Raw genomic sequence first — 19,634 nt, 5'->3', positions numbered from 1 at the left:
GACGATCATGAGCAAACATATCGGCATCGTCGGCTGTTCCGCCGAAGGGGCGGCCCTGTGCTACCGCACGATCTGCGAAGAGGGCGCGCATGCGCTGGGGGCGTATGCACATCCGGAAGTGACGCTGCACACGCCGCCGCTGGCGCGCTATGTGGAATGCCTGAACGGGAGCGACCTGGCCGGCGTGGCTGAACTGATGCTGGTGTCGGCGCACAAGCTGGCGGCGGCCGGCGCCGATTTCCTGATCTGTCCCGACAACACCATCCACCAGGCATTCGAGCTGGCGGCGCCCCGTTCGCCGCTGCCCTGGCTGCATATCGCCGACGTGGTGGCCAGCGAGGCGGCCACGCGCGGCTACCGGCGCGTCGGCTTGACGGGCACGCGCTGGCTGGTCGACAGCGCCGTGTATCCGGACCGGCTGGCTGCGCGCGGCATCGATTGCGTGCGCCCGGGAGAGGACGAGCGCAGCGAAATCAACCGCATCATCATGGAGGAGCTGGTGCCGGGCGTGATCAAGCCGGGCAGCGTGGCGCGCTTCCAGGCCGTCATCGCCGGCTTGCGCGAGCAGGGCTGCGACGCCGTCATCCTCGGCTGCACGGAAATCCCGCTGATCATCGGCGACGCCAATTCGCCGCTGCCGACGCTCGATTCCACGCGCTTGCTGGCGCGCGCCGCCTTGCGCCATGCAGTGGGCGGTTGACTATTTGTCCAGCTGCGCCTGCAGGGCCGCCACCACCAGCGCGTGATCGTCCGCCTGCGCGAGGCCGGACACGGTGACCGTGCCGACCAGCCCCACGCCGCGTATCAGCAGGGGGAAAGCGCCGCCATGGCCCGCGTACTCGATGTCATCGAGGTATTTCACGTCTTCGAAGGTGCTGCCGCGGCTTTTATACGAAATGCCCATGTAGTAGGAGCTGCGGCAAAAGCGCTGCACCGTGTTGTTCTTGCGGCGTATCCAGTCCGCCTGGTCCGCCGTGGCGCCCGTCATGGCGTGGTGGAACAGGACCTGGCCGTTGCGCGTGATGTCGACGGTGACGGCCTTGCCCCGCTTGCGCACTTCTTCGACGATCCACAGGCCCACGGCCAGCGCGGCGTCGTTGTCGAAGCGTTCGAACTGCAGGGATTCTTCCTGTTGCGCCAGGGTGTGCAGCAAATCGGCGTAATGATCCATCGTGGAGGAGGGCGGTAGTGGCTGGAAGCGCTACTGTAACGCACCACGGGCGTTTTTTGTGTGGCGCGGCTAAAATAGCCGGCATGAACCTGTCCCTGTTTGCCGATGAAGAGCAGGCCCCGGCCAGCCCGGCGCCGCTGGTGCCCGGCTCGCGCGCGTCGGTCCTGCTGCGCGGTTTTTCGCTGCCGTATCTGCCCGAGCTGATGCCGGCGCTGGACGCCATCGTGCTGGCGGCGCCCCTGCGCCACATGGCCACGCCGGGCGGCTTGCGCATGTCCGTTGCCATGAGCAATTGCGGCCCCCTGGGCTGGGTCACGGATGGGCGCGGCTACCGCTATGCGCGCCTCGATCCGGCCAGCGGTTTGCCTTGGCCGCCGATGCCGCCCGTGTTCCTGCGCCTGGCGCGGGAGGCGGCGCTGGCGGCCGGCTATCCGGGCTTTGTTCCCGACGCCTGCCTGATCAACCGCTATGCGCCCGGCGCGCGCATGGCCCTGCACCAGGACCGCGACGAATGCGATTTCAGCGCGCCCATCGTTTCCGTCTCGCTGGGTTTGCCCGCCACCTTTTTGTTCGGCGGCGCCGAGCGCAGCGACAAGGCGGCGCGCATCGCGCTGCTGCACGGCGACGTGGTGGCGTGGGGCGGCGCCGACCGCCTGCGCTTCCACGGCGTGGCGCCCCTGAAGGAGGGCGAACACGCGCTGCTGGGCGCGCAACGCATCAATTTGACGTTTCGCAAGGCTGCCTGAGCTGGCGCCACGGCGTGGCCGGCTTGAGGATGTAGTGCGCATGCACATGGCGCCACGGAATGGCCAGGTAGACCAGCACCACGAACGCGCATTCAAACGCGGTTGCCGCGGTGGCGTGATCGATCTGGCCGTTCAGCCATTGCGGCAGCGGCACGAGCAGCAGCCAGATGGTCTTCCACAGCGCCTCCCACAGCAGCAGGGGCAGCATCTGCAGCGGATAGCGCAAGCCCAGCAGACATAGCAGCGAAAACGCGGCCAGCATGCAGTTGACGGTGCCCCGCGCCAGTTCCCACGGCGCGTGCGGCGTGACGATGCCGGGCCACAGCACGCTGCCCAGTCCCAGGACAACCAGCAGATACATGGCGCGCAGCGCATACAGACGGGCGGTCGATACGGTATTCATGGTGCGATCTCCTGGTCGTGGTGGGCGATGAAACGGTTTACTCGACTTCTTTGAGTATCGTCTCCAGTCTGCCCAGGCGCGCCTGGATCTGCGCCACGGAAGCGTTCAGCGCGGCCAGCGAAACTGCCGTTTCCGCCTGCGTGGCGGCCATGGACCTGGCCAGTTCCTGGTAGGCGCCGTCCTGCGCCAGCCGGGCGCGCGCCTGCACGATGCCGGACGTATATTTGAGGGCGAAGATGATGACGGCGGCCGTGCAGGGGAAGAAGAAGGCGGCGAAAAAGATATTTTCAGACATGATGACCTCTACAGTTCAGGATTGATCCGGGTTGGGGGTGAGCGTGGACGCCGCCGCGGCGATGCTGGCCGGCGTCAGCAGCAATTCAAATGGACTGGCTTCAAAGTAATTGAGGGCCTTGCCGTCATGCGACAGTTCCAGCTGGCTGGTGACGAGGCCCGCGTGTTCCAGCTTTTGCAGGTGCAAATGCAGCAGAGGCCGGCTGATGCCCAGGTCGCGCGCCAGCTGGCTGATGTAGTTGCGCCCGCCGCTGGCCAGCGCCGCGATGATGCGCAGCCGGTGCGGATTGTCGAGCGCCGCCAGCATCGCCAGCAAGCGGTCGCCGGTGGGGCTGGGAGTATTTGTATCTGTCATGTGTCAACATTATCTGACATGTGTTAGCGAGTCAAGTTAAATCATTGCGTCTCTTTAATGCAAGATACTTGCAAATGCGGCGCTTTTTCTCCATGATATGCAACTTGTTTGCATATGGAGCCTTGACCATGAAGCGCGATTCTCTTTCCACACCCCTGCCCGATGTGGCGGCCGGTCCCCATCTGGGTCACCCCTTGCCATTGGAATGGGTCGGCATGCAGGGCATCGCCTTGCCGCTGTGGCTGGAAGAGGGCGGGCAGGCGCAGCAAGTGCATGCGTGGGCCGACGTGCAAGTCGATCTGCCCGATCCGGCAGTCAAGGGCATCCACATGTCGCGCCTGTATCTGCTGCTCGATGCCTTTGCCGCCGCGCAGCCGCTCGATGCGGGCGCGCTGGCCGCCGTGCTGCGGCGCATGGTCGGCAGTCACGCCGATTGCGGCAGCACGCAGGCGCGCATCGCGCTGGCGTTTCCCCTGCTGCGGCGCCAGCCGGCGCTGCTGACGGCGGGGCTGTCGGGCTGGAAATCGTATCCCGTGCGCCTGCAAGCCAGTGTTGCTCCGCAGGGCTTTGCCCTGTCCCTGACGGTGGAGATCGGCTATTCGTCGACTTGTCCGTGTTCGGCGGCGCTGGCGCGGCAATTGCTGGCCGACGCCTTCGCGGCGCAGTTCGGCGCGGGCGGCATCGACGGCGTGGCCGCCCGCGACTGGCTGCGGGAACACGCGAGCCTGGCCACGCCGCACAGCCAGCGCAGCACGGCCACGGTCACCGTGCAGGTGGCGCAGGACGCCGAACTGGACCTGTTTCCCCTGATCGACCGGGTGGAAGCGGCGCTGGCGACGCCCTTGCAGACGGCCGTGAAACGGGCCGACGAGCAGGCGTTTGCACGCTTGAATGGTGCTAACCTGATGTATGTGGAAGACGCGGCCCGCCGCGTGCAGGCGGCGCTGGCGTCGCATTATGCGCAGGCGCGTGTTACCGTACGGCATATGGAAAGCCTGCATCCGCACGATGCCGTGGCGCAGGCGGGCCAGCTTGCCTGAGCTTTTCACTCAACCACCGTGGAGGAAGACCGCATGCCGGAGAACATCACGCAGGAGCCGGGCGAAGACAGCCTGGAAGAGGAACTGGAGCGCGAGCGGCGCGAGCACGCGCTGATCGACGAGGAAAAGCTGGGCATGGACGAGCTGGAAGAGGAACATTTGAAGCGGGAACGCCAGCCGGGCGCGCCGGCGGGGCGCTAATGCGCATGCGCTGCATCAGCGCTGGCATCGCGCCGCGCCGCCCGGTACAATTTCGCTTTGTCATTCTCCCTCAGCCCCGGAGGCCCATGAAATACCGTGCATTCTTCCAGTTCATCCTCGGCCTGACAGGCGCCGTCTTGGCCGCCTCGCAAGCCCACGCCGCCACCATCTGCACCGCCATGGCCGACGCCAAAACGGGTGCCGTCCTGCTGCAGGAGGGTAATTGCATCGACCGCGTCACCCCCGCCTCCACGTTCAAGATCGCGCTCAGCCTGATGGGCTATGACGCCGGTTTCCTCAAGGACGAGCACAAGCCCAGCTTGCCATTCCGCCAGGGCTATGTGGACTGGGGCGGCGAAGCGTGGCGCCAGGATACGGACCCGTCGCGCTGGATGCAGTATTCCGTCGTCTGGTATTCGCAGCAGATCACGCAGGCGCTGGGCGCCGAGCGTTTCCAGAAATATGCCAAGGCTTTGCGCTATGGCAATGCGGACGTCTCGGGCGACCCCGGCAAGGACAATAGCCTGGAACGCTCGTGGATCAGCTCTTCGCTGAAGATCTCGCCTTTGGAACAGCTGGGCTTCCTGCGCAAGCTGGTCAACGATCAATTGCCCGTCACGAAACAGGCGATGGAACAGACGCGGCGTCTGACGCGCCTGGCCGATGTGGACGGCTGGCAAGTGCATGGCAAGACGGGCGCCGCTTTCCCGCGCAAGGCGGACGGCAGCTTTGACGAAGCGCATGGCTACGGCTGGTTCGTGGGCTGGGCCAGCAAGGGCGGGCGCAGCATCGTCTTCGCGCGCCTGGTGCAGGACGAGCAGAAGGGGCAGCAGTCCGCGGGCTTGCGCACGCGCGAGGCCATGCTGAAGGAATTGCCGGCCCTGCTGGAGCAGGCGCAGAAGTGACGGCCAGCATCGTCGCCGCCACTTTCATCGCGACCGAGGGCGAGTACCTGGAAGCCGTCATCGAGGTGGGCGGCCAGCGCCTGCACGTGATGGACGAGTTCGGTGGCGGGCAACTGGCCGCCGGCACGCAAGTCCAGCTCGAACTGTGGCCCATGGCCAGCGAGATCGACGACTGGGACGCGATTTTCAGCGCCAATCCCGGCCGGGAAAAACGCCTGCTGCGCCTCGATGGCTGGCGCTACCTGGCGCTCGGCGTCGTCACCCAGGTCGACCCCGTCGTCTGCGATTGCGGCTTGCTGCAACTGGAAAACCCGTTTACGACGCATGACGGGCGCTGCGTGGGCGCGTATGTCGGCGTCACCCTGGCGCGCCTCGATGCTTGCTTGGCGTAAATTCCGGCCCGCTTTGTTGCCCGCCCTATATACTTGCTGAAACGGATAATCCGGCATCAGACAAGGTTACAAGCATGGCATCAGGCATGGAGCAGTTTCAGGAAAAAGCACGGCAGGCGTTCATGCGGGCGCGCGCGCAGACGGTGCGTGTGGCGGGAGTGGCATGGGTCAAGGCGGTGGCGCTGTACCGGCGCGGCCATGCGCACCTGATGACCTTGCCGCCCGTGCGGCGCGCGCTGGTGCTGGCCTTGTGGTCGTTCCTGGCCCTGCTGGCGCTGACGATCGCCTACATGCTGCTGCTGATCCCCCTGACGCCGAGCATCCACGACTTGCGCCAGGCGCGCGCGGCCGCGCCCAGCACCATGGTCAGCGCCGATGGCAAGGAACTGGCCCGCTTCGACCAGGGCTTGCAGGAACGGGTCACGTTAAAGCAGATTTCGCCGAACGTGATCAGCGCGCTGATCTCGACGGAAGACCACCGTTTCTACGCACACCACGGCATCGACTTCACCCGCACGGCCGGTGCCATCCTGCATACGGCAGGGGGCAACCCCCAGGGTGGTTCCACCATCACGCAGCAGCTGGCGCGCAATATGTTCCCCGAGGAAATTGGCCGCTCGCGCAACCTGAACCGCAAGCTGAAGGAATTGATCACGGCCCTGAAGATCGAGGCCACCTACAGCAAGACGGAAATCCTCGAAGCCTACCTGAACACGGTGCCCTTTCTGTACAACACCTACGGCATCGAAATGGCGGCCCGCACGTATTTCGACAAGCCCGCTGCGCGCCTCGATATCCTGGAAAGCGCCACCCTGGTCGGCATGCTCAAGGGCACGAATTACTACAATCCCGTCGGTAATCCCGAACGTTCCTTGCAGCGGCGCAATGTGGTCCTGGGCCAGATGCGCAAGCATGAGGTCATCGACGAGGCGCGCTACAAGCAGTTGATCAAGCGACCGTTGCGCCTGCATTTCGAGCGCCAGAGCGAGCGGGCGCAGTCGGACAGCCATTTCACGGCGTATGTGCGCAAGTGGCTGATCGACTGGGCCGACGAGAACGACTACAACCTGGAACTGGACGCCCTGGTGGTGCACACCACGCTGGACTACGACTTGCAGCAGGCGGCCGAGCGCGCCGTCGAGCGCCAGGCGAATGCCTTGCAGGCGATTGCCGACGTGGAATGGAGCCGCGCGGGCGTGCCGTCCTCCACCTCGACGGGCATGTACGCGGGCATGCAGGGCGGCAGCGTGCCGTTCGATTATTTCTGGAAATCGCATCCGGCCCTGCTCGACGCCTTCGTGCGCGAGTCCGCCGACTACCGCAAGCTGACGGCGGCCGGCGGCACGCCGGACGAGGCGCTGGCGCAGCTGAAGGGCGACCGCGCCTTCATGGCGGCCCTGCGCAAGTCGAAGACGCGGCTGGAAGCGGGCTTTGCGGCCATGGATCCGGCCACGGGCGCCGTGCGCGCCTGGGTGGGCAGCCGCGACTTTGCGCGTGAACAGTTCGACCACGTGTCGCAGGCGGCGCGCCAGCCCGGCTCCACCTTCAAGCCCATCGTGTATGGCGCCGCGCTGGAAAAGGGCCTCAGCCCGGAACACGTCTACCGCGATGAAGTCATGGATATCAAGGCGGCAGACGGCACGAAATGGCGCCCGACGGACATGAGCGGCACGACGGGGCGCGACATGACCATGCGCGACGGCCTCGTGTACTCGAAAAACACCATCACGGCGCAGGTGATGCAGGACGTGGGCTTGCCGCCGATCATCAAGCTGGCGCGCGCGCTGGGCATCCGCGACAGCAAGCTGGAAAAAGTGCCGTCCTTGGCGCTGGGTACCAGTCCCGTCACCTTATTGGAAATGGTCAACGCCTACGCCAGCATCGCGGCCCAGGGCGAGGCCCGTTTGCCCTTCGTCGTCACGCACATCACGGACCGCGAAGGCAAGACCATTGCCCGTTTCGGCGAAGACAAGCCCAAGCGCGCCATGCAGGCGGCATCGGCCGCCACCTTGACGGACATGATGCGCGGCGTGATCGACCGCGGCACGGGCACGGCCATCCGCAGCCGCTTCGGCATCCGTTCCGACGTGGCCGGCAAGAGCGGCACGACGCAAAACAATGCGGACGGCTGGTTCATCCTGATGCATCCGGAACTCGTCGGCGGCGCCTGGGTGGGTTTCAACGATGCGCGCGTCACCATGCGCAGCAACTACTGGGGCCAGGGCGGCCACAACGCCGTGCTGGTGGTGGGCGACTTCTTCAAGACGGCGCTCGACACGGGAAAAATCGCGCGCGACGCCATCTTCCCCGGCGGCAAGCCGCCACCGCCGCTGCGCCACGTGGAACCGGTCGAGGAACCGCAGGACGAGCCGGTGGAAGAGCCGGGCGATTTGCTGCAGGAAGGCGCGCCGCCCGCGCCGCTGGCCGTGCCGGCGGAAGAGGGCGGGCAGGAAGCGCATGGCAAGGCGGTGCCGGAACCGGCTCCCGCGCCTGTCCCGGCGCCGCAGCCAATGCCGCAAGGCTAGCGGCCACGATGCTAATTAATACAGAACAATGATGTCACCCAAGCCCACCTTGCGCCTGATCCTCGGTGACCAGCTCAATGCCCAGCACCGCTGGTTTACCGACGTCGACGACGCCACCATCTACGTCTTGATGGAAGTGCGGCAAGAAACCGATTATGTGCTGCACCATGCGCAGAAAATCCTGGCCATCTTCGCGGCCATGCGCGACCTGGCGCGCCAGCTGCGCGAGGATGGCCACACCGTGCATTACATCGCCATCGGCGACGCGGAAAGCACGCGTTCGATCGCGGAGAATATCGAAGCGCTGATCCGCCAGCATGACGCCGGCGCCGTCGAGTACCAGGCGCCCGACGAGTGGCGCCTCGACCAGCAGTTGTATGAGGCCGGGCGACGCTCGGCGGTCCCGTGGCTGATGGTCGACAGCGAGCATTTCTATACGGCCCGCAACGAGGCGGCCGATATTTTCGCCGGGCGCAAGCAGTGGCTGATGGAGTTTTTCTACCGCCAGATGCGCGGCACGCATCAGGTGTTGATGGAAGACGCGAAAAAACCCGTCGGCGGCCAGTGGAATTTCGATCACGATAACCGCAAGCCCTGGCGCGGCACGCCCGCCGAGCCGCAAGACCCGCGCACCGTGCATGACCATACCCGTCTATGGGAAAGCATCGCCGCCGCCGGCGTGAAAAGCTTCGGCGCGCCCCATGCGGATCGGCTGGCGTGGGCGCTGAACCGGGACGAGGCGCTGCAGCAGCTCGATGCCTTCATCGAGCGGGCCTTGCCGCATTTTGGCGATTTCCAGGATGCCATGAGCAGCAAGGCATGGCGCCTGTTCCATTCCCTGCTGTCGTTCGCGCTGAACGTGAAAATGCTCAACCCGCGCGAAGTCGTCGCCAGGGCGCAGGCCGCCTATCACGCCGGCCATGCCCCATTGGCCGCGGTCGAGGGCTTCATCCGCCAGATCCTTGGCTGGCGCGAATATGTGCGCGGCGTCTACTGGGCGCAGATGCCCGGCTATGCCGAGAAGAATTTCTTTGGCCATGCGCGTCCGCTGCCATCCTGGTTCTGGGACGGCAAGACGAAGATGCATTGTTTGTCGCAGGCGATCACGCAGTCGCTGGAGCAGGCCCATGCGCATCACATCCAGCGATTGATGCTGATCGGCAACTTCGCGCTGCTGGCCGGCCTCGACCCCGCCGAAGTGCATGGCTGGTACCTGGGCATCTACATCGACGCCTTCGAATGGGTGGAGCTGCCCAATACCGTCGGCATGAGCCAGTTCGCCGATGGCGGCCTGCTGGCCACCAAGCCGTATGTCTCCAGCGCCGCGTATATCGACCGCATGGGCGATTACTGCAAGGGCTGCCATTACGACAAGAAGGCGCGCATCGGCGAGCGCGCCTGCCCGTTCAATGCCCTGTACTGGGATTTCTTCCACCGCAATGCGGCCACGCTGGAACGCAATCCCCGCATCGGCATGGCGTATCGCCAGCTGGAGAAGATGGACGAGGAAACAATCGCCGCTTTCCGCCAGCAGGCGGCCGCCATGCTGGACAGGCTTGATGCGCTGTAAGGCAGGGCAATGGGGCAGGCGATACGGCTAGACGGTATTGCGCCGCAAGCCCGCTTCCCGCACGAACACTTGCAGCGCGGGCATGGTCTGCTGGTGCAGCGCTTCCAGTTCCGTGCGCAACGTGGGTGTGATGGTCAGGCTGCCGTCGGCCTGGCGGTGCAGGGGCAGGCCCAGCGCTTGCGCCATTTCCACCGGGTAATTCGTAAAATTGCCGTAGGGCCGCTTGCCGTCGACGGACGGGGTAGGCCAGTAGCCTTCGGCCAGATAATCCCCGGGCGCGCCCATGCCCAGCATCTCCAGCGATAGCCACGACTGCTGGCGCAGCAGTTGCAGGTGGCGCGTGGTAAACGTGAACGACGCCTTGCCGTTGGCATAGCTGCCCGGTTTCAGATTCGCCATTTGCACGAAATGCGGCAGCAGCTGCGCCGCTTCCATCAGCCGCTGCGCGGCCAGCGCCGCATCCTGGCTGGCAATGGCCTGCATGGCCAGTTCCAGGGTGTCGCCCTTGCCCAGCGGGTAGGCCGGATTGAGCATGGGGGCGCCGTTTTCCACGGGCGACCAGCCGATGCTGAAACGCCGTATCAGCGCCAGATGGTGCACATTGAACACCTTGGGCAGCGGAGAATCCAGGGTGGCCAGGATGCGCTGGCGTACGGCGCGGGGCAGTTCGTTGTCGGCGGCGCACGCGAGCACGGGCGAGCACAGCAGGGCGCCGGCCAGGCGCAGCAACTGGCGCCGCAGGGGCTGGATCAGTCTCCGCATTATCGCGCCGTCAAGTCCTGGCGCTGGAATTCGATGCGGTTTTCCTGGTAGGTCCACTTGGTGTAGGGGCCGAACACGCGCCGGTTTTCCTTGCTGTCGGCATTCGATTGCTCGCGCTTCATGCGCCGCACGAGGGCGCTATCGACCAGCGGCTCCGTCGTCGTGCCGAACACTTCGTGGCGCACACTTTGCTTGGCGTCGGCGCCGCGCGAAATGATGGTGAGCTTGCGCGTGGCGGGATCGAAGTACAGGCGCATGGCAAACGTGTTCATGTCCTGCAGGTACAGGCCGTCGTCACGCCACTGGGCATAGAAATAGTCGCCGCAGACGGCCTTCGGCTCGCGTTTCCATTCGCAGGCGAGCAGGATCAGCAAGTGATGGTCGTCGAGTTGTTTGATTGAAACACGGGCCTTGGAATAGCCCCAGTTGCTGGGCGGCACGGTCTTCGACGAGAGCAGGTTGTATTCGCCCACGAGATTGGGCATGGGCGCTTGCGCCAAGGCGCCAGCGCAGAGTGTCAAGGCGGCTGCCGCTGCGGCGCCGCGTATCGAGGAAAGAGTCGTCATGATGGCCATAAAGAAAAGTTGCCATATTATAGATGGCAACTTGCCAAGATGGCCGCGCGCTTGCGCAGCGCGCCGCTTGTTACTTCAGCTTGCTCAATTCCGCCACGTCGATCTTGACGACCTTGCCTTCGGTGGCGGCCACGAGTGCGTGGAAGTGGGGCGTCGCGTAGTGCGCCGTCAGGGCCGCGTTGTCCGTCCATTCTTCCAGCATGATGAAGCGCGTGGGAATCTTGTTGTCGAGGTGCAACTCGTAGCGCAGGCAGTCGCTTTCCGCGCGGCTCGGCGGCACGACGGCTTCCAGGGCGGCGCGCACGGCGTCGATATGTTGGGCTTGGGCATCGATGGTGGCGACGACGATCAGGGTCATGGTGGTCCTTGTAAAGTGGTGGGGCGGGTGCAGCTTAGCGCAGTTTGCCCTTTCTTGTCCGCCATGCCCAGCCTGGCTGCGCTGAAACAGTTTCCGCCGCAGCCAGATAATCAAGCTGAACCTACGCCGCCTGCAGCGCGCCGATCTGCTCGAAAGCCGCCGTCAAGGCCTGCGCCCTGGCGGCGTCGCTGACCTTGACGCCTTCGGCGCGCACGATCTCGATCTGCTGGATGCCGAGGAAGCCGAGGAAGGCGCGCAGATGGCTTTCCTGGTGTTCCAGGGCGGCCATCGGCGTGTCGGCGCCATAGTAGCCGCCGCGCGTCGAGGCGATGATCACGCGCTTGGCTCCCAGCAAGCCTTCCGGGCCATTGGCGCCGTACTGGAAGGTCTTGCCGGGCACGGCCAACGCATCGAGCCACGATTTGAGCTGGCTGGGGATGGCGAAGTTGTACATGGGCGCGCCGATGACGATGACGTCGGCGGCCAGCACTTGCTCCAGCGCGGCGGCAAGGATTTTGCCCTCGGCGGCGCCGGGTGCGGCCGTAAATTGCGGCAAGGGCTGAGCAGTCAGGTCGCGGTAGTGGACGGTGGCGCCGGGCGCGGCCGCTTGCAGGCGGGCCACGATGGCGGCGCTCAGCTGGCGGCTGACGGAATGCTCGCCAAGGACGCTGGAATCGATATGCAGGATGTTCATGGTTGCCTTCTTGGATGGTATGATCGGGTGGTATGTTTTTGTAACCGGGTTAAATATAGTGACTATCAAATGAACGCACAAGAAGGCACTTTTTCCACACTGGGGCACACGGATGTGACTATGGGCGAGGTGGCCGCGCGCGGGGCCGAGCTGGAAAAGCGCATGCGCGACCAGGGCGGCCATGCGGGCGTGGCGGACTCGTGCCGCCCGATCACGGATATCCTGACCCGCGTGGGCGACAAATGGAGCGTGATGGTGGTGATGTTGCTGGGCAATGGCACCAAGCGCTTCAACGAGATGCGCCGCCTGATCGGCGGCATCTCGCAGCGCATGCTGACCTTGACCCTGCGCGGCCTGGAGCGCGACGGTCTCGTCACGCGCACCGTGTTTCCCACCGTGCCGCCGCGCGTCGACTATGCGCTGACGGACCTGGGGCGTTCGCTATTGATCCCCATCAGCGCGCTGGGCGCCTGGGCCTACGGCCACCGCGACGCCATCGATGCGGCGCGGCTGGCGTTCGATGCCAGGGCCGATGCGGGCGCGGCGCCAGGCAGTCAGGCCAGCCCAGTTAAGCTAGATGAATGACGGCCAGCATGTCATTGTTATCCGCATCCATGCCTTTTTCCACGAAACCCATGCTGGCATAGAACTGTTTCGCGTTGGCATTGCCGGGCTTGTAGCAGATTTCGATGCTGCGCGCATCCGGGCGGGCGCGGATTTCCGCCAGCGCCAGGGCGAGGGCGGCGCGGCCATGGCCTTGCCCCTGGCGCCGGTGGTCGATCATGAAGCGCCAGATCTGGTAGTGGCCGGGCGGGTCGTCGGCGTCGGGCGAGACGAACATCAGAAAGCCGATCACCTCCTCGTCGCCATACACGGCGCGCGTATGCAGGATGCCGGGATGGAAACTCGCTTGCGCGATGGAATAGTCGTTGCTGGCCAGGTAGTCGCGTTGCTGCGGCAACAGGGGCAGTTCGCTGATAAGGTCGAAATTGTCGACGGTGACGGCGCGCAGGCTGATAAGCATAGTGGACGGCAATGAAAGGCAAGGCCTGGCAGTATGGGGAAAAATTACTCAATTGGCAATACTGTTCCACCACCCGCATCAAACGGCGGTGGAACACCGAGGGCACGGCGGCCGTGGCTCGGGCCGCCCTCACATTTACCTGGCGGCGACCGCCGCGGCCCCGGCCTGCGGCGCCTGCCAGCCGCCGCCCAGCGCCCGGTAGGCGGCGACTGCCGCGCGCGCTGACGCCGTTTGCGCCTGTGCGCGCGCGTCCCTTGCACGCAGCAGCCTTGTATCGGCCTGCAGTACATCAAGCCGGCTGGCAGCGCCTTTCTCGTAGGCTGCCAGCGAAGCGGCGCGGGCGCGCTCAAGCGCCTCTACGCCATGCGCCAGTAAAGTGGCCTGTTCTTCATGGCGCAGCAGGGCCGAGCAGGCGTTTTCCACGTCTTCGGCAGCATGCAGCACAGCGAGCCGGTAGGCCGCCAGCAGTTCGGCTTCCTGGCCACGCGAAGCCTCGATCTGCGCATCGATGCGGCCGAAATCGAACAGGCGCCAGCGCAGGCCCAGCATGCCGGCGGCCTGGCCGGAGCCGCTGCCGAACAGGGTGCCACCGGCCGTGGCGCTGCCAAATAGGGCGCCAAAATTGAATTTTGGGTAGTACTCGGCAACGGCCGCGCCGGTGCGCGCGCTCGCCGCGGCCAGGCGCCGCTCGGCCACGATCAGGTCGGGCCGGCGCCGCAGCAGGTCGCCCGGCGAGCCGCCGGCCCTGATGCGTGGCGCGACCGCGATGATGCCGCTGGCGGGCAGTTCCTGGCCATGGGTGCCGGGCGCCGCGCCCAGCATCACGTCGAGCGCATGCAGCGCCACCTCGCGCGCCGTGACCAGGCCGGGGACGACGGCGCGCGCCTGCGCCAGCGATGCTTCGGCCTGCCGCAGCGCCGGCTCGTTCGCCAATCCCTTGTCGTATAACAGGGTGGCGAGTTCCAGCAGCGCCGCGTCGGTGTCGACCTGCAGGCGCGCCAGGTCGAGCCGCGCCTGCAGGCCCTGGATGGACAAGTAGAGGTCCGCCGTTTGCGCCGCCACGGCCAGCCGCGTTGCGGCCCATCCAGCCTCGCTGGCTTCGTAATCGGCGCGCGCCGCTTCACGTTCGCGGCGCAGGCCGCCGAACACGTCGAGTTCCCACGACGCTTGCAGGTTCAATTCGCGCGCGCTGCCGGCGCGCTCATGGCCTGGCGTGGCGTTCAGGACCCGGCCCAGCGGCGTTTGCACCGACTGGTAGGCGCGCGCCGCCTGGCCGCCAATGCTGGCCGACGGCAGCAGCGCGGCGTCGGCCGCACCGGTGGCGGCGCGCGCCTGCCTGACCCTGGCCTGCGCCTGTTCCAGGTCGAGGTTTTGCGCCAGCGCCACCGTTACCAGATGGGTCAGGCGCGGATCGCCGAAGGCCGTCCACCACTGCCGCAGTTCGGCAGCGTCAGCATCCTGGCGCGCGCCGAGCGCCGCCTGGTGCAGATACTGCGCCGCTTGCGGCAGTTCGGGCCGGCGGTAGTCCAGGCCAGCAGTGCAGCCGGTGGCGGCCAGGCCGGCGGCGATCAGCAGAAAGGGGAGGCGCAGGCGTGGCAGTGGCATGGTGGTCTTCCAGTTCAAAAGAGAATAATGAGTGACTATAATACATATTGGTCACTTATTGTGTATTCCGTCGCGGCGCGTTAAGCTGTCGCCATGAATTCCACCACACCCGACACACCAAGCCCTGCGCGCGGCCCGGCCGGCCACGACGTGCGCGACCAGATCGTTGCCGCCGCCACCGATTACTTCAGCCGCTACGGCTATGAAAAGACGACGGTCTCCGACCTGGCCAGGGCGATCGGCTTTTCCAAGGCCTATATCTATAAATTCTTCGAATCCAAGCAAGCCATCGGCGAGCATATCTGCGCCAGCTGCCTGCGCCAGATTGAAACCGAGGTGAAAGACGCAGTGGCGGCGGCCGGCCAGCCGCCTGAGCAGCTGCGGCGCATGTTCCGGACCAGCGTCGAGGCCAGCTTGCGGCTGTTCTTCCAGGACCGCAAGCTGTACGACATCGCCGCCTCGGCCGCCACCGGGCGCTGGCCTGCCGTGCAAGCCTACGAGCTGGCGATGGGCGCCTTGCTGCAGGATATCTTGCAGCAGGGGCGCAAGACGGGCGATTTCGAGCGTAAGACGCCGCTCGACGAGACGGCCAGCGCGATCTACCTGGTGATGCGTCCCTACGTCAATCCCTTGCTGCTGCAACACAGCGTCGACAGCAGCGAAACGGCGGTGCTGCAACTGTCCAGCCTGGTGTTGCGCAGCCTGTCGCCATAGCTTTGCATTAATTTGTGACTGTTGACTTATTTGGTCACTGGTACCAGAATGAGAATCCTGATCACTCATTCATGGGATTCTTATGCGCTGGCGCCGCCTCGCTTCATCTGTAGTCATCTCCACTTTGCCCCTGGCCATGAGTGCCTGCGCCGACAAGGCGCAGGCCGATCCGCGCACCGCCGTGCCGCTGGTGCGCGCCATCCCGGTGCAGGGGGCCGAAGCGGGCACGCGCAGCTTCACGGGCGTGGTCGCGCCGCGCGTGCAAAGCGACCTCGGTTTTCGCGTGGCCGGCAAGGTGCGCGAACGGCTGGTCGACGCCGGCCAGGCCGTGCGCCTTGGCCAGCCATTGATGCGCCTCGACGCCGACGACCTGCAACTGCTGGCGCAGGCGCGGCAGGAGTCCGTCACGGCCGACCGCGCCCGCGCGCGCCAGGCGGCGGACGAGGAAGCGCGCTACCGCGACTTGCGCGGCACCGGCGCCATCTCGGCATCGAACTACGATCAGGTAAAGGCGGCGGCTGACGCGGCCGGCGCCCAGTTAAAGGCGTCCGAAGCCCTGGCCGGGGTGGCGCGCAATGCGCTGCAGTACGCGCTGCTGCTGGCCGACGCCGACGGCGTCGTGATGGACACCCTGGCCGAACCGGGCCAGGTGGTCGCGGCCGGGCAGGTGGTGGTGCGCCTGGCCCATGACGGCCGGCGCGAAGCGGCGATCCAGCTGCCGGAAACCGTGCGTCCCGCGCTCGGCTCCACGGGCCAGGCCATCCTGTTCGGCAGGCCGGGCGCCAGCGTGCCGGCCACCTTGCGCCAGCTGGCGCAGACGGCGGACCGGCAAACGCGTACCTTCGAGGCGCGCTATGTGCTCGACGCGGCGCTCTCAAACGCGCCGCTGGGCGCCACCGTCACCCTGCGCCTGCCCGGCGCGCTTGCCGCCAGCGGCACCGTGCAAGTGCCGCTGGCGGCCCTGCACGATGCGGGCAAGGGGCCGGGCGTGTGGGTGATCGCCGGTGCGCCGGCGCAAGTGGCCTGGCGGCCCGTGAAGGTGCAGGGGCTGCACGACGACGGCGCCGACGTCAGCGGTCTGAAGGCGGGTGAACGCATCGTCGCGCTGGGCGCCCATCTGCTGCACCAGGGAGAGCGGGTCAGGGTCGAACCGGCACCAGCGGCCGCCGGCGCGGGAGCGCATCCATGAGCGCGGCGGGCTTCAACCTGTCGGCGCTGGCCGTGCGCGAGCGTTCCGTCACCCTGTTCCTGATCTGTCTCATTTCGCTGGCCGGCCTGCTGTCGTTCTTCAAGCTGGGGCGCGCCGAAGACCCGGCCTTCACGGTCAAGGTGATGACCATCGTCACCGCCTGGCCTGGCGCCAGCGCGCGCGAAATGCAGGATCAGGTGGCCGACAAGATCGAAAAGCGCCTGCAGGAACTGCGCTGGTACGAGCGCGCCGAGACCTACACCACGCCCGGCCTGGCGTTGACCACCCTGACCCTGCTCGACAGCACGCCGCCCGACCAGGTGCAGGCCGAGTTCTACCAGGCGCGCAAGAAGGCCGGCGACGAGGCGGCCAATCTGCCGGCCGGCGTGATCGGTCCCATGATCAATGACGAATACGCCGACGTCACCTTTGCCCTGTATGCGCTGAAAGCCAAAGGCGAGCCGCAGCGCCTGCTGGTGCGCGAGGCGGAAACCTTGCGCCAGCGGCTGCTGCACGTGCCGGGTGTCAAAAAGGTCAATATCATCGGCGAGCAGGCCGAACGCATCTACGTGGAGTTGTCGCAGGAACGTCTGGCTACCCTGGGCGTGCGGGCGCAGGACGTGTTCGCGGCGCTGCACGGCCAGAATGTCCTCACGCCGGCCGGCTCGGTCGAAACGCGCGGGCCGCAGGTGTCCATCCGCCTCGACGGTGCGCTCGACGCGCTGCAAAAGATCCGCGATACGCCCGTGGTGGCGCAGGGGCGTACCTTGCTCCTGTCCGATATCGCCACCGTACGCCGTGGCCAGGTAGACCCGGCCAGCTTCATGGTGCGCAACGGCGGCGAGCCGGCGCTGCTGCTGGGCGTGGTCATGCGCGACGGCTGGAACGGGCTGGACCTGGGCAAGGCGCTGGACGGGGAGGTGACGGCCATCGGTGCCGCCATGCCGCTGGGCATGAGCCTGGCCAAGGTCACCGACCAGTCCGTCAATATCAGCGCGGCCGTCGACGAATTCATGCTCAAGTTTCTCGCCGCGCTGCTGGTGGTGATGCTGGTGTGCTTTATCAGCATGGGCTGGCGCGTCGGCATCGTGGTGGCCGCCGCCGTGCCGCTGACCCTGGCCGTGGTATTCATCGTGATGGCGGCGACGGGCAAGAACTTCGACCGCATCACCCTCGGCTCCCTGATCCTGGGCCTCGGCCTGCTGGTGGACGACGCCATCATCGCCATCGAAATGATGGTCGTGAAAATGGAGGAGGGCTACAGCCGTATCGCCGCCTCCGCCTATGCCTGGAGCCATACGGCCGCGCCCATGCTGGCCGGCACCCTGGTGACGGCCGTCGGCTTCATGCCCAACGGCTTTGCCCGCTCCAGCGCCGGCGAATACACGAGCAATATGTTCTGGATCGTCGGCATCGCGCTGATCGCGTCGTGGGTGGTGGCGGTGGTGTTTACGCCCTACCTGGGCGTCAAGCTGCTGCCCGAGCTGAAAAAGGTCGCCGGCGGCCATGACGCGCTGTACGGCACGCCGCGCTACCACCGCTTTCGCCGCCTGCTGGGGCGCGTGATCGCCCGCAAATGGCTGGTGTTCTGCACCGTGATCGGCCTGTTCGTGCTGGCCGTGCTGGGCATGGCAGTCGTCAAGAAGCAGTTCTTCCCGATCTCGGACCGCCCTGAAGTGCTGATCGAGGTGCAGCTGCCCTACGGCAGCGCGATCGGACAGACCAGCGGCGCGGCGGCGAAAGTGGAAGCCTGGCTGGCGCGCCAGCCCGAAGCGAAGATCGTCACGGCCTATGTGGGCCAGGGCGCGCCGCGCTTTTATCTGGCGATGGGGCCGGAATTGCCCGATCCTTCGTTTGCCAAGATCGTCGTGCGCACCGATAGCCAGCAGGCGCGCGACAGCCTCAAGCGGCGCTTGCGCGTGGCCGTTGCCGCCGGCCTGGCGCCGGAGGCGCGCGTGCGCGTCACGCAACTGGTGTTCGGCCCGTATTCGCCGTTTCCCGTCGCCTACCGGGTCAGCGGCCCCGATCCCGAAGTGTTGCGCGGCATCGCCGGCGAGGTGCGGCGCGTGATGCAGGCCAGTCCGATGATGCGTACCGTCAATACCGACTGGGGCACGCGCACGCCCACCCTGCATTTCAGCCTGCAGCAGGAGCGCTTGCAGGCGATGGGCCTGACGTCGGCCGCCGTGGCGCAGCAGCTGCAGTTCCTGCTCAGCGGCGTGCCCGTCACCGCCGTGCGCGAAGATATCCGCACGGTGCAGGTGGTGGCGCGCGCGGCTGGCGACGTGCGGCTGGACCCGGCGCGCATCGCCGACCTGACCCTGGCCGGCGCGAACGGCGAACGCATCGCGCTGTCGCAGGTGGGCAGCGTCGAGGTGCGCTGGGAAGAACCCGTGATGCGCCGGCGCGACCGCCAGCCGACGATCACCGTGCGCGGCGACATCGCCGACGGCATGCAGCCGCCCGACGTGTCGGGCGCCGTCACGGCGCAGCTGCGGCCCATCATCGACAGGCTGCCGGCCGGCTACCGCATCGAGCAGGCCGGCTCGATCGAGGAATCGGCCAAGGCAACGCAAGCGATGCTGCCGCTGTTCCCCATCATGCTGGCATTGACCTTGCTGATGATCATCCTGCAGGTGCGCTCGATCTCGGCGATGGTGATGGTGTTCCTGACCAGCCCGTTGGGCCTGATCGGCGTGGTGCCCACCTTGCTGCTGTTCCAGCAGCCGTTCGGCATCAATGCGCTGGTCGGCCTGATCGCGCTGTCGGGCATTCTGATGCGCAATACCCTGATCCTGATCGGCCAGATCCACCAGAACGAGGCGGCCGGCCTGGCGCCGTTCGACGCCGTGGTCGAAGCGACCGTGCAGCGCGCGCGTCCCGTGATCCTCACGGCGCTGGCGGCCATCCTGGCCTTTATTCCGCTGACCCATTCGGTCTTCTGGGGCACCTTGGCCTATACCCTGATCGGCGGCACGTTTGCCGGCACGGTGCTGACCTTGGTGTTCCTGCCGGCCATGTATGCGATCTGGTTCAGAATACGGCCGCAGGCTGTATAGCTTGAATAGCGGGCCGGAGACGCGGGCCTGAGAAAATGCCGATGGCGGCGTT

Annotated in this window: 22 protein-coding genes; 12 read left to right on the top strand and 10 right to left on the bottom strand. The window is 66.2% G+C overall.

The window, feature by feature from the left end:
- Positions 1-7 precede the first annotated feature (7 nt).
- A complete protein-coding gene (locus AC07VH_RS04110; protein WP_494786877.1) occupies positions 8-700 on the top strand; it encodes an aspartate/glutamate racemase family protein in 693 nt (230 codons plus the stop codon).
- Here the strand turns inward: AC07VH_RS04110 and AC07VH_RS04105 are convergent, their stop codons facing one another.
- Positions 701-1,171, bottom strand: a complete 471-nt coding sequence (locus AC07VH_RS04105; RefSeq protein ID WP_494786876.1) for a heme-degrading domain-containing protein — start codon at positions 1,169-1,171, stop codon at positions 701-703.
- Positions 1,172-1,254: 83 nt separating this feature from the next.
- Between AC07VH_RS04105 and alkB the strand changes: the two genes are divergently transcribed.
- Positions 1,255-1,917, top strand: a complete 663-nt coding sequence (gene alkB / locus AC07VH_RS04100; RefSeq protein WP_494786875.1) for a DNA oxidative demethylase AlkB — start codon at positions 1,255-1,257, stop codon at positions 1,915-1,917.
- On the opposite strand, the gene AC07VH_RS04095 is transcribed toward alkB, so the two are convergent.
- Genes AC07VH_RS04095 through AC07VH_RS04085 form a run of 3 tightly spaced genes read right to left on the bottom strand, consistent with a single transcriptional unit; the run spans position 1,889 to position 2,969 of the window.
- The gene (locus tag AC07VH_RS04095; RefSeq protein WP_489627078.1) at positions 1,889-2,320 is read right to left on the bottom strand and encodes a hypothetical protein; all 432 of its coding nucleotides are present in this window, start codon (positions 2,318-2,320) and stop codon (positions 1,889-1,891) included. The two genes, alkB and AC07VH_RS04095, sit on opposite strands and share 29 nt — an antisense overlap.
- Before the next feature lie 37 nt (positions 2,321-2,357).
- On the bottom strand, positions 2,358-2,615 hold the full coding sequence (locus AC07VH_RS04090) for a hypothetical protein (protein WP_475414915.1): 258 nt from the start codon (positions 2,613-2,615) through the stop codon (positions 2,358-2,360).
- 15 nt (positions 2,616-2,630) lie between these two features.
- Positions 2,631-2,969: an ArsR/SmtB family transcription factor gene (locus tag AC07VH_RS04085; RefSeq protein WP_475414916.1), complete on the bottom strand. Its 339-nt coding sequence runs from the start codon at positions 2,967-2,969 to the stop codon at positions 2,631-2,633.
- Between the two features lie 128 nt (positions 2,970-3,097).
- Between AC07VH_RS04085 and folE2 the strand changes: the two genes are divergently transcribed.
- The 6 genes from folE2 to AC07VH_RS04055 all read left to right on the top strand — a co-directional run bounded on the left by folE2 (position 3,098) and on the right by AC07VH_RS04055 (position 9,602).
- Entirely contained in the window at positions 3,098-4,009 is a 912-nt protein-coding gene (folE2, locus tag AC07VH_RS04080; RefSeq protein WP_494786874.1) for a GTP cyclohydrolase FolE2, read from the top strand.
- Positions 4,010-4,042: 33 nt separating this feature from the next.
- The gene (locus AC07VH_RS04075) at positions 4,043-4,210 is read left to right on the top strand and encodes a hypothetical protein (protein WP_175445233.1); all 168 of its coding nucleotides are present in this window, start codon (positions 4,043-4,045) and stop codon (positions 4,208-4,210) included.
- Positions 4,211-4,296: 86 nt separating this feature from the next.
- Entirely contained in the window at positions 4,297-5,115 is an 819-nt protein-coding gene (blaOXA, locus tag AC07VH_RS04070; RefSeq protein WP_489627081.1) for a class D beta-lactamase, read from the top strand.
- Positions 5,112-5,507 carry a hypothetical protein gene (locus AC07VH_RS04065; RefSeq protein WP_494786873.1) on the top strand — a complete coding sequence of 132 codons (396 nt, stop codon included), beginning with the start codon at positions 5,112-5,114 and terminating at the stop codon, positions 5,505-5,507. The genes blaOXA and AC07VH_RS04065 overlap by 4 nt, the downstream gene beginning before the upstream one ends.
- Positions 5,508-5,581: 74 nt before the next feature.
- On the top strand, positions 5,582-8,032 hold the full coding sequence (locus AC07VH_RS04060; RefSeq protein WP_494786872.1) for a penicillin-binding protein 1A: 2,451 nt from the start codon (positions 5,582-5,584) through the stop codon (positions 8,030-8,032).
- A 28-nt stretch (positions 8,033-8,060) separates the two neighbouring features.
- The gene (locus tag AC07VH_RS04055; RefSeq protein ID WP_494786871.1) at positions 8,061-9,602 is read left to right on the top strand and encodes a cryptochrome/photolyase family protein; all 1,542 of its coding nucleotides are present in this window, start codon (positions 8,061-8,063) and stop codon (positions 9,600-9,602) included.
- Positions 9,603-9,629: 27 nt separating this feature from the next.
- Here AC07VH_RS04055 and AC07VH_RS04050 read toward each other — a convergent pair whose 3' ends face one another.
- The 4 genes from AC07VH_RS04050 to AC07VH_RS04035 form a co-directional block, all read right to left on the bottom strand.
- Complete coding sequence (locus AC07VH_RS04050; RefSeq protein ID WP_494786870.1) at positions 9,630-10,364, bottom strand: hypothetical protein; 735 nt, start codon at positions 10,362-10,364, stop codon at positions 9,630-9,632.
- Entirely contained in the window at positions 10,364-10,930 is a 567-nt protein-coding gene (locus AC07VH_RS04045; RefSeq protein ID WP_494786869.1) for a hypothetical protein, read from the bottom strand. Before AC07VH_RS04045 ends, AC07VH_RS04050 begins: the two co-directional genes overlap by 1 nt.
- A gap of 79 nt (positions 10,931-11,009) precedes the next feature.
- Entirely contained in the window at positions 11,010-11,297 is a 288-nt protein-coding gene (locus AC07VH_RS04040) for a putative quinol monooxygenase (protein WP_494786868.1), read from the bottom strand.
- A 121-nt stretch (positions 11,298-11,418) separates the two neighbouring features.
- Complete coding sequence (locus tag AC07VH_RS04035; protein ID WP_494786867.1) at positions 11,419-11,991, bottom strand: FMN-dependent NADH-azoreductase; 573 nt, start codon at positions 11,989-11,991, stop codon at positions 11,419-11,421.
- A 162-nt stretch (positions 11,992-12,153) separates the two neighbouring features.
- On the opposite strand from AC07VH_RS04035, the gene AC07VH_RS04030 reads away from it, so the two are divergent.
- Entirely contained in the window at positions 12,154-12,576 is a 423-nt protein-coding gene (locus AC07VH_RS04030; protein WP_494787115.1) for a winged helix-turn-helix transcriptional regulator, read from the top strand.
- Here the strand turns inward: AC07VH_RS04030 and AC07VH_RS04025 are convergent.
- Together AC07VH_RS04025 and AC07VH_RS04020 are read right to left on the bottom strand one after the other, a co-directional pair.
- The gene (locus AC07VH_RS04025; RefSeq protein ID WP_494786866.1) at positions 12,560-13,015 is read right to left on the bottom strand and encodes a GNAT family N-acetyltransferase; all 456 of its coding nucleotides are present in this window, start codon (positions 13,013-13,015) and stop codon (positions 12,560-12,562) included. The genes AC07VH_RS04030 and AC07VH_RS04025 overlap by 17 nt on opposite strands.
- Before the next feature lie 135 nt (positions 13,016-13,150).
- Complete coding sequence (locus AC07VH_RS04020; RefSeq protein ID WP_494786865.1) at positions 13,151-14,620, bottom strand: efflux transporter outer membrane subunit; 1,470 nt, start codon at positions 14,618-14,620, stop codon at positions 13,151-13,153.
- Positions 14,621-14,713: 93 nt separating this feature from the next.
- Here AC07VH_RS04020 and AC07VH_RS04015 point away from each other — a divergent pair, with 93 nt between their 5' ends.
- The 3 genes from AC07VH_RS04015 to AC07VH_RS04005 all read left to right on the top strand — a co-directional run bounded on the left by AC07VH_RS04015 (position 14,714) and on the right by AC07VH_RS04005 (position 19,582).
- The gene (locus tag AC07VH_RS04015) at positions 14,714-15,334 is read left to right on the top strand and encodes a TetR/AcrR family transcriptional regulator (RefSeq protein WP_494786864.1); all 621 of its coding nucleotides are present in this window, start codon (positions 14,714-14,716) and stop codon (positions 15,332-15,334) included.
- A gap of 82 nt (positions 15,335-15,416) precedes the next feature.
- Positions 15,417-16,523, top strand: coding sequence for an efflux RND transporter periplasmic adaptor subunit (locus tag AC07VH_RS04010; protein ID WP_494786863.1), 1,107 nt, complete (start codon positions 15,417-15,419; stop codon positions 16,521-16,523).
- The gene (locus AC07VH_RS04005; protein WP_494786862.1) at positions 16,520-19,582 is read left to right on the top strand and encodes an efflux RND transporter permease subunit; all 3,063 of its coding nucleotides are present in this window, start codon (positions 16,520-16,522) and stop codon (positions 19,580-19,582) included. Before AC07VH_RS04010 ends, AC07VH_RS04005 begins: the two co-directional genes overlap by 4 nt.
- The last annotated feature ends 52 nt before the right edge of the window (positions 19,583-19,634 follow it).

The sequence above is a fragment of the Janthinobacterium sp. GW821-FHT03C10 genome, from assembly GCF_059420865.1.
This window is presented reverse-complemented; position numbering and strand designations above follow the sequence as displayed.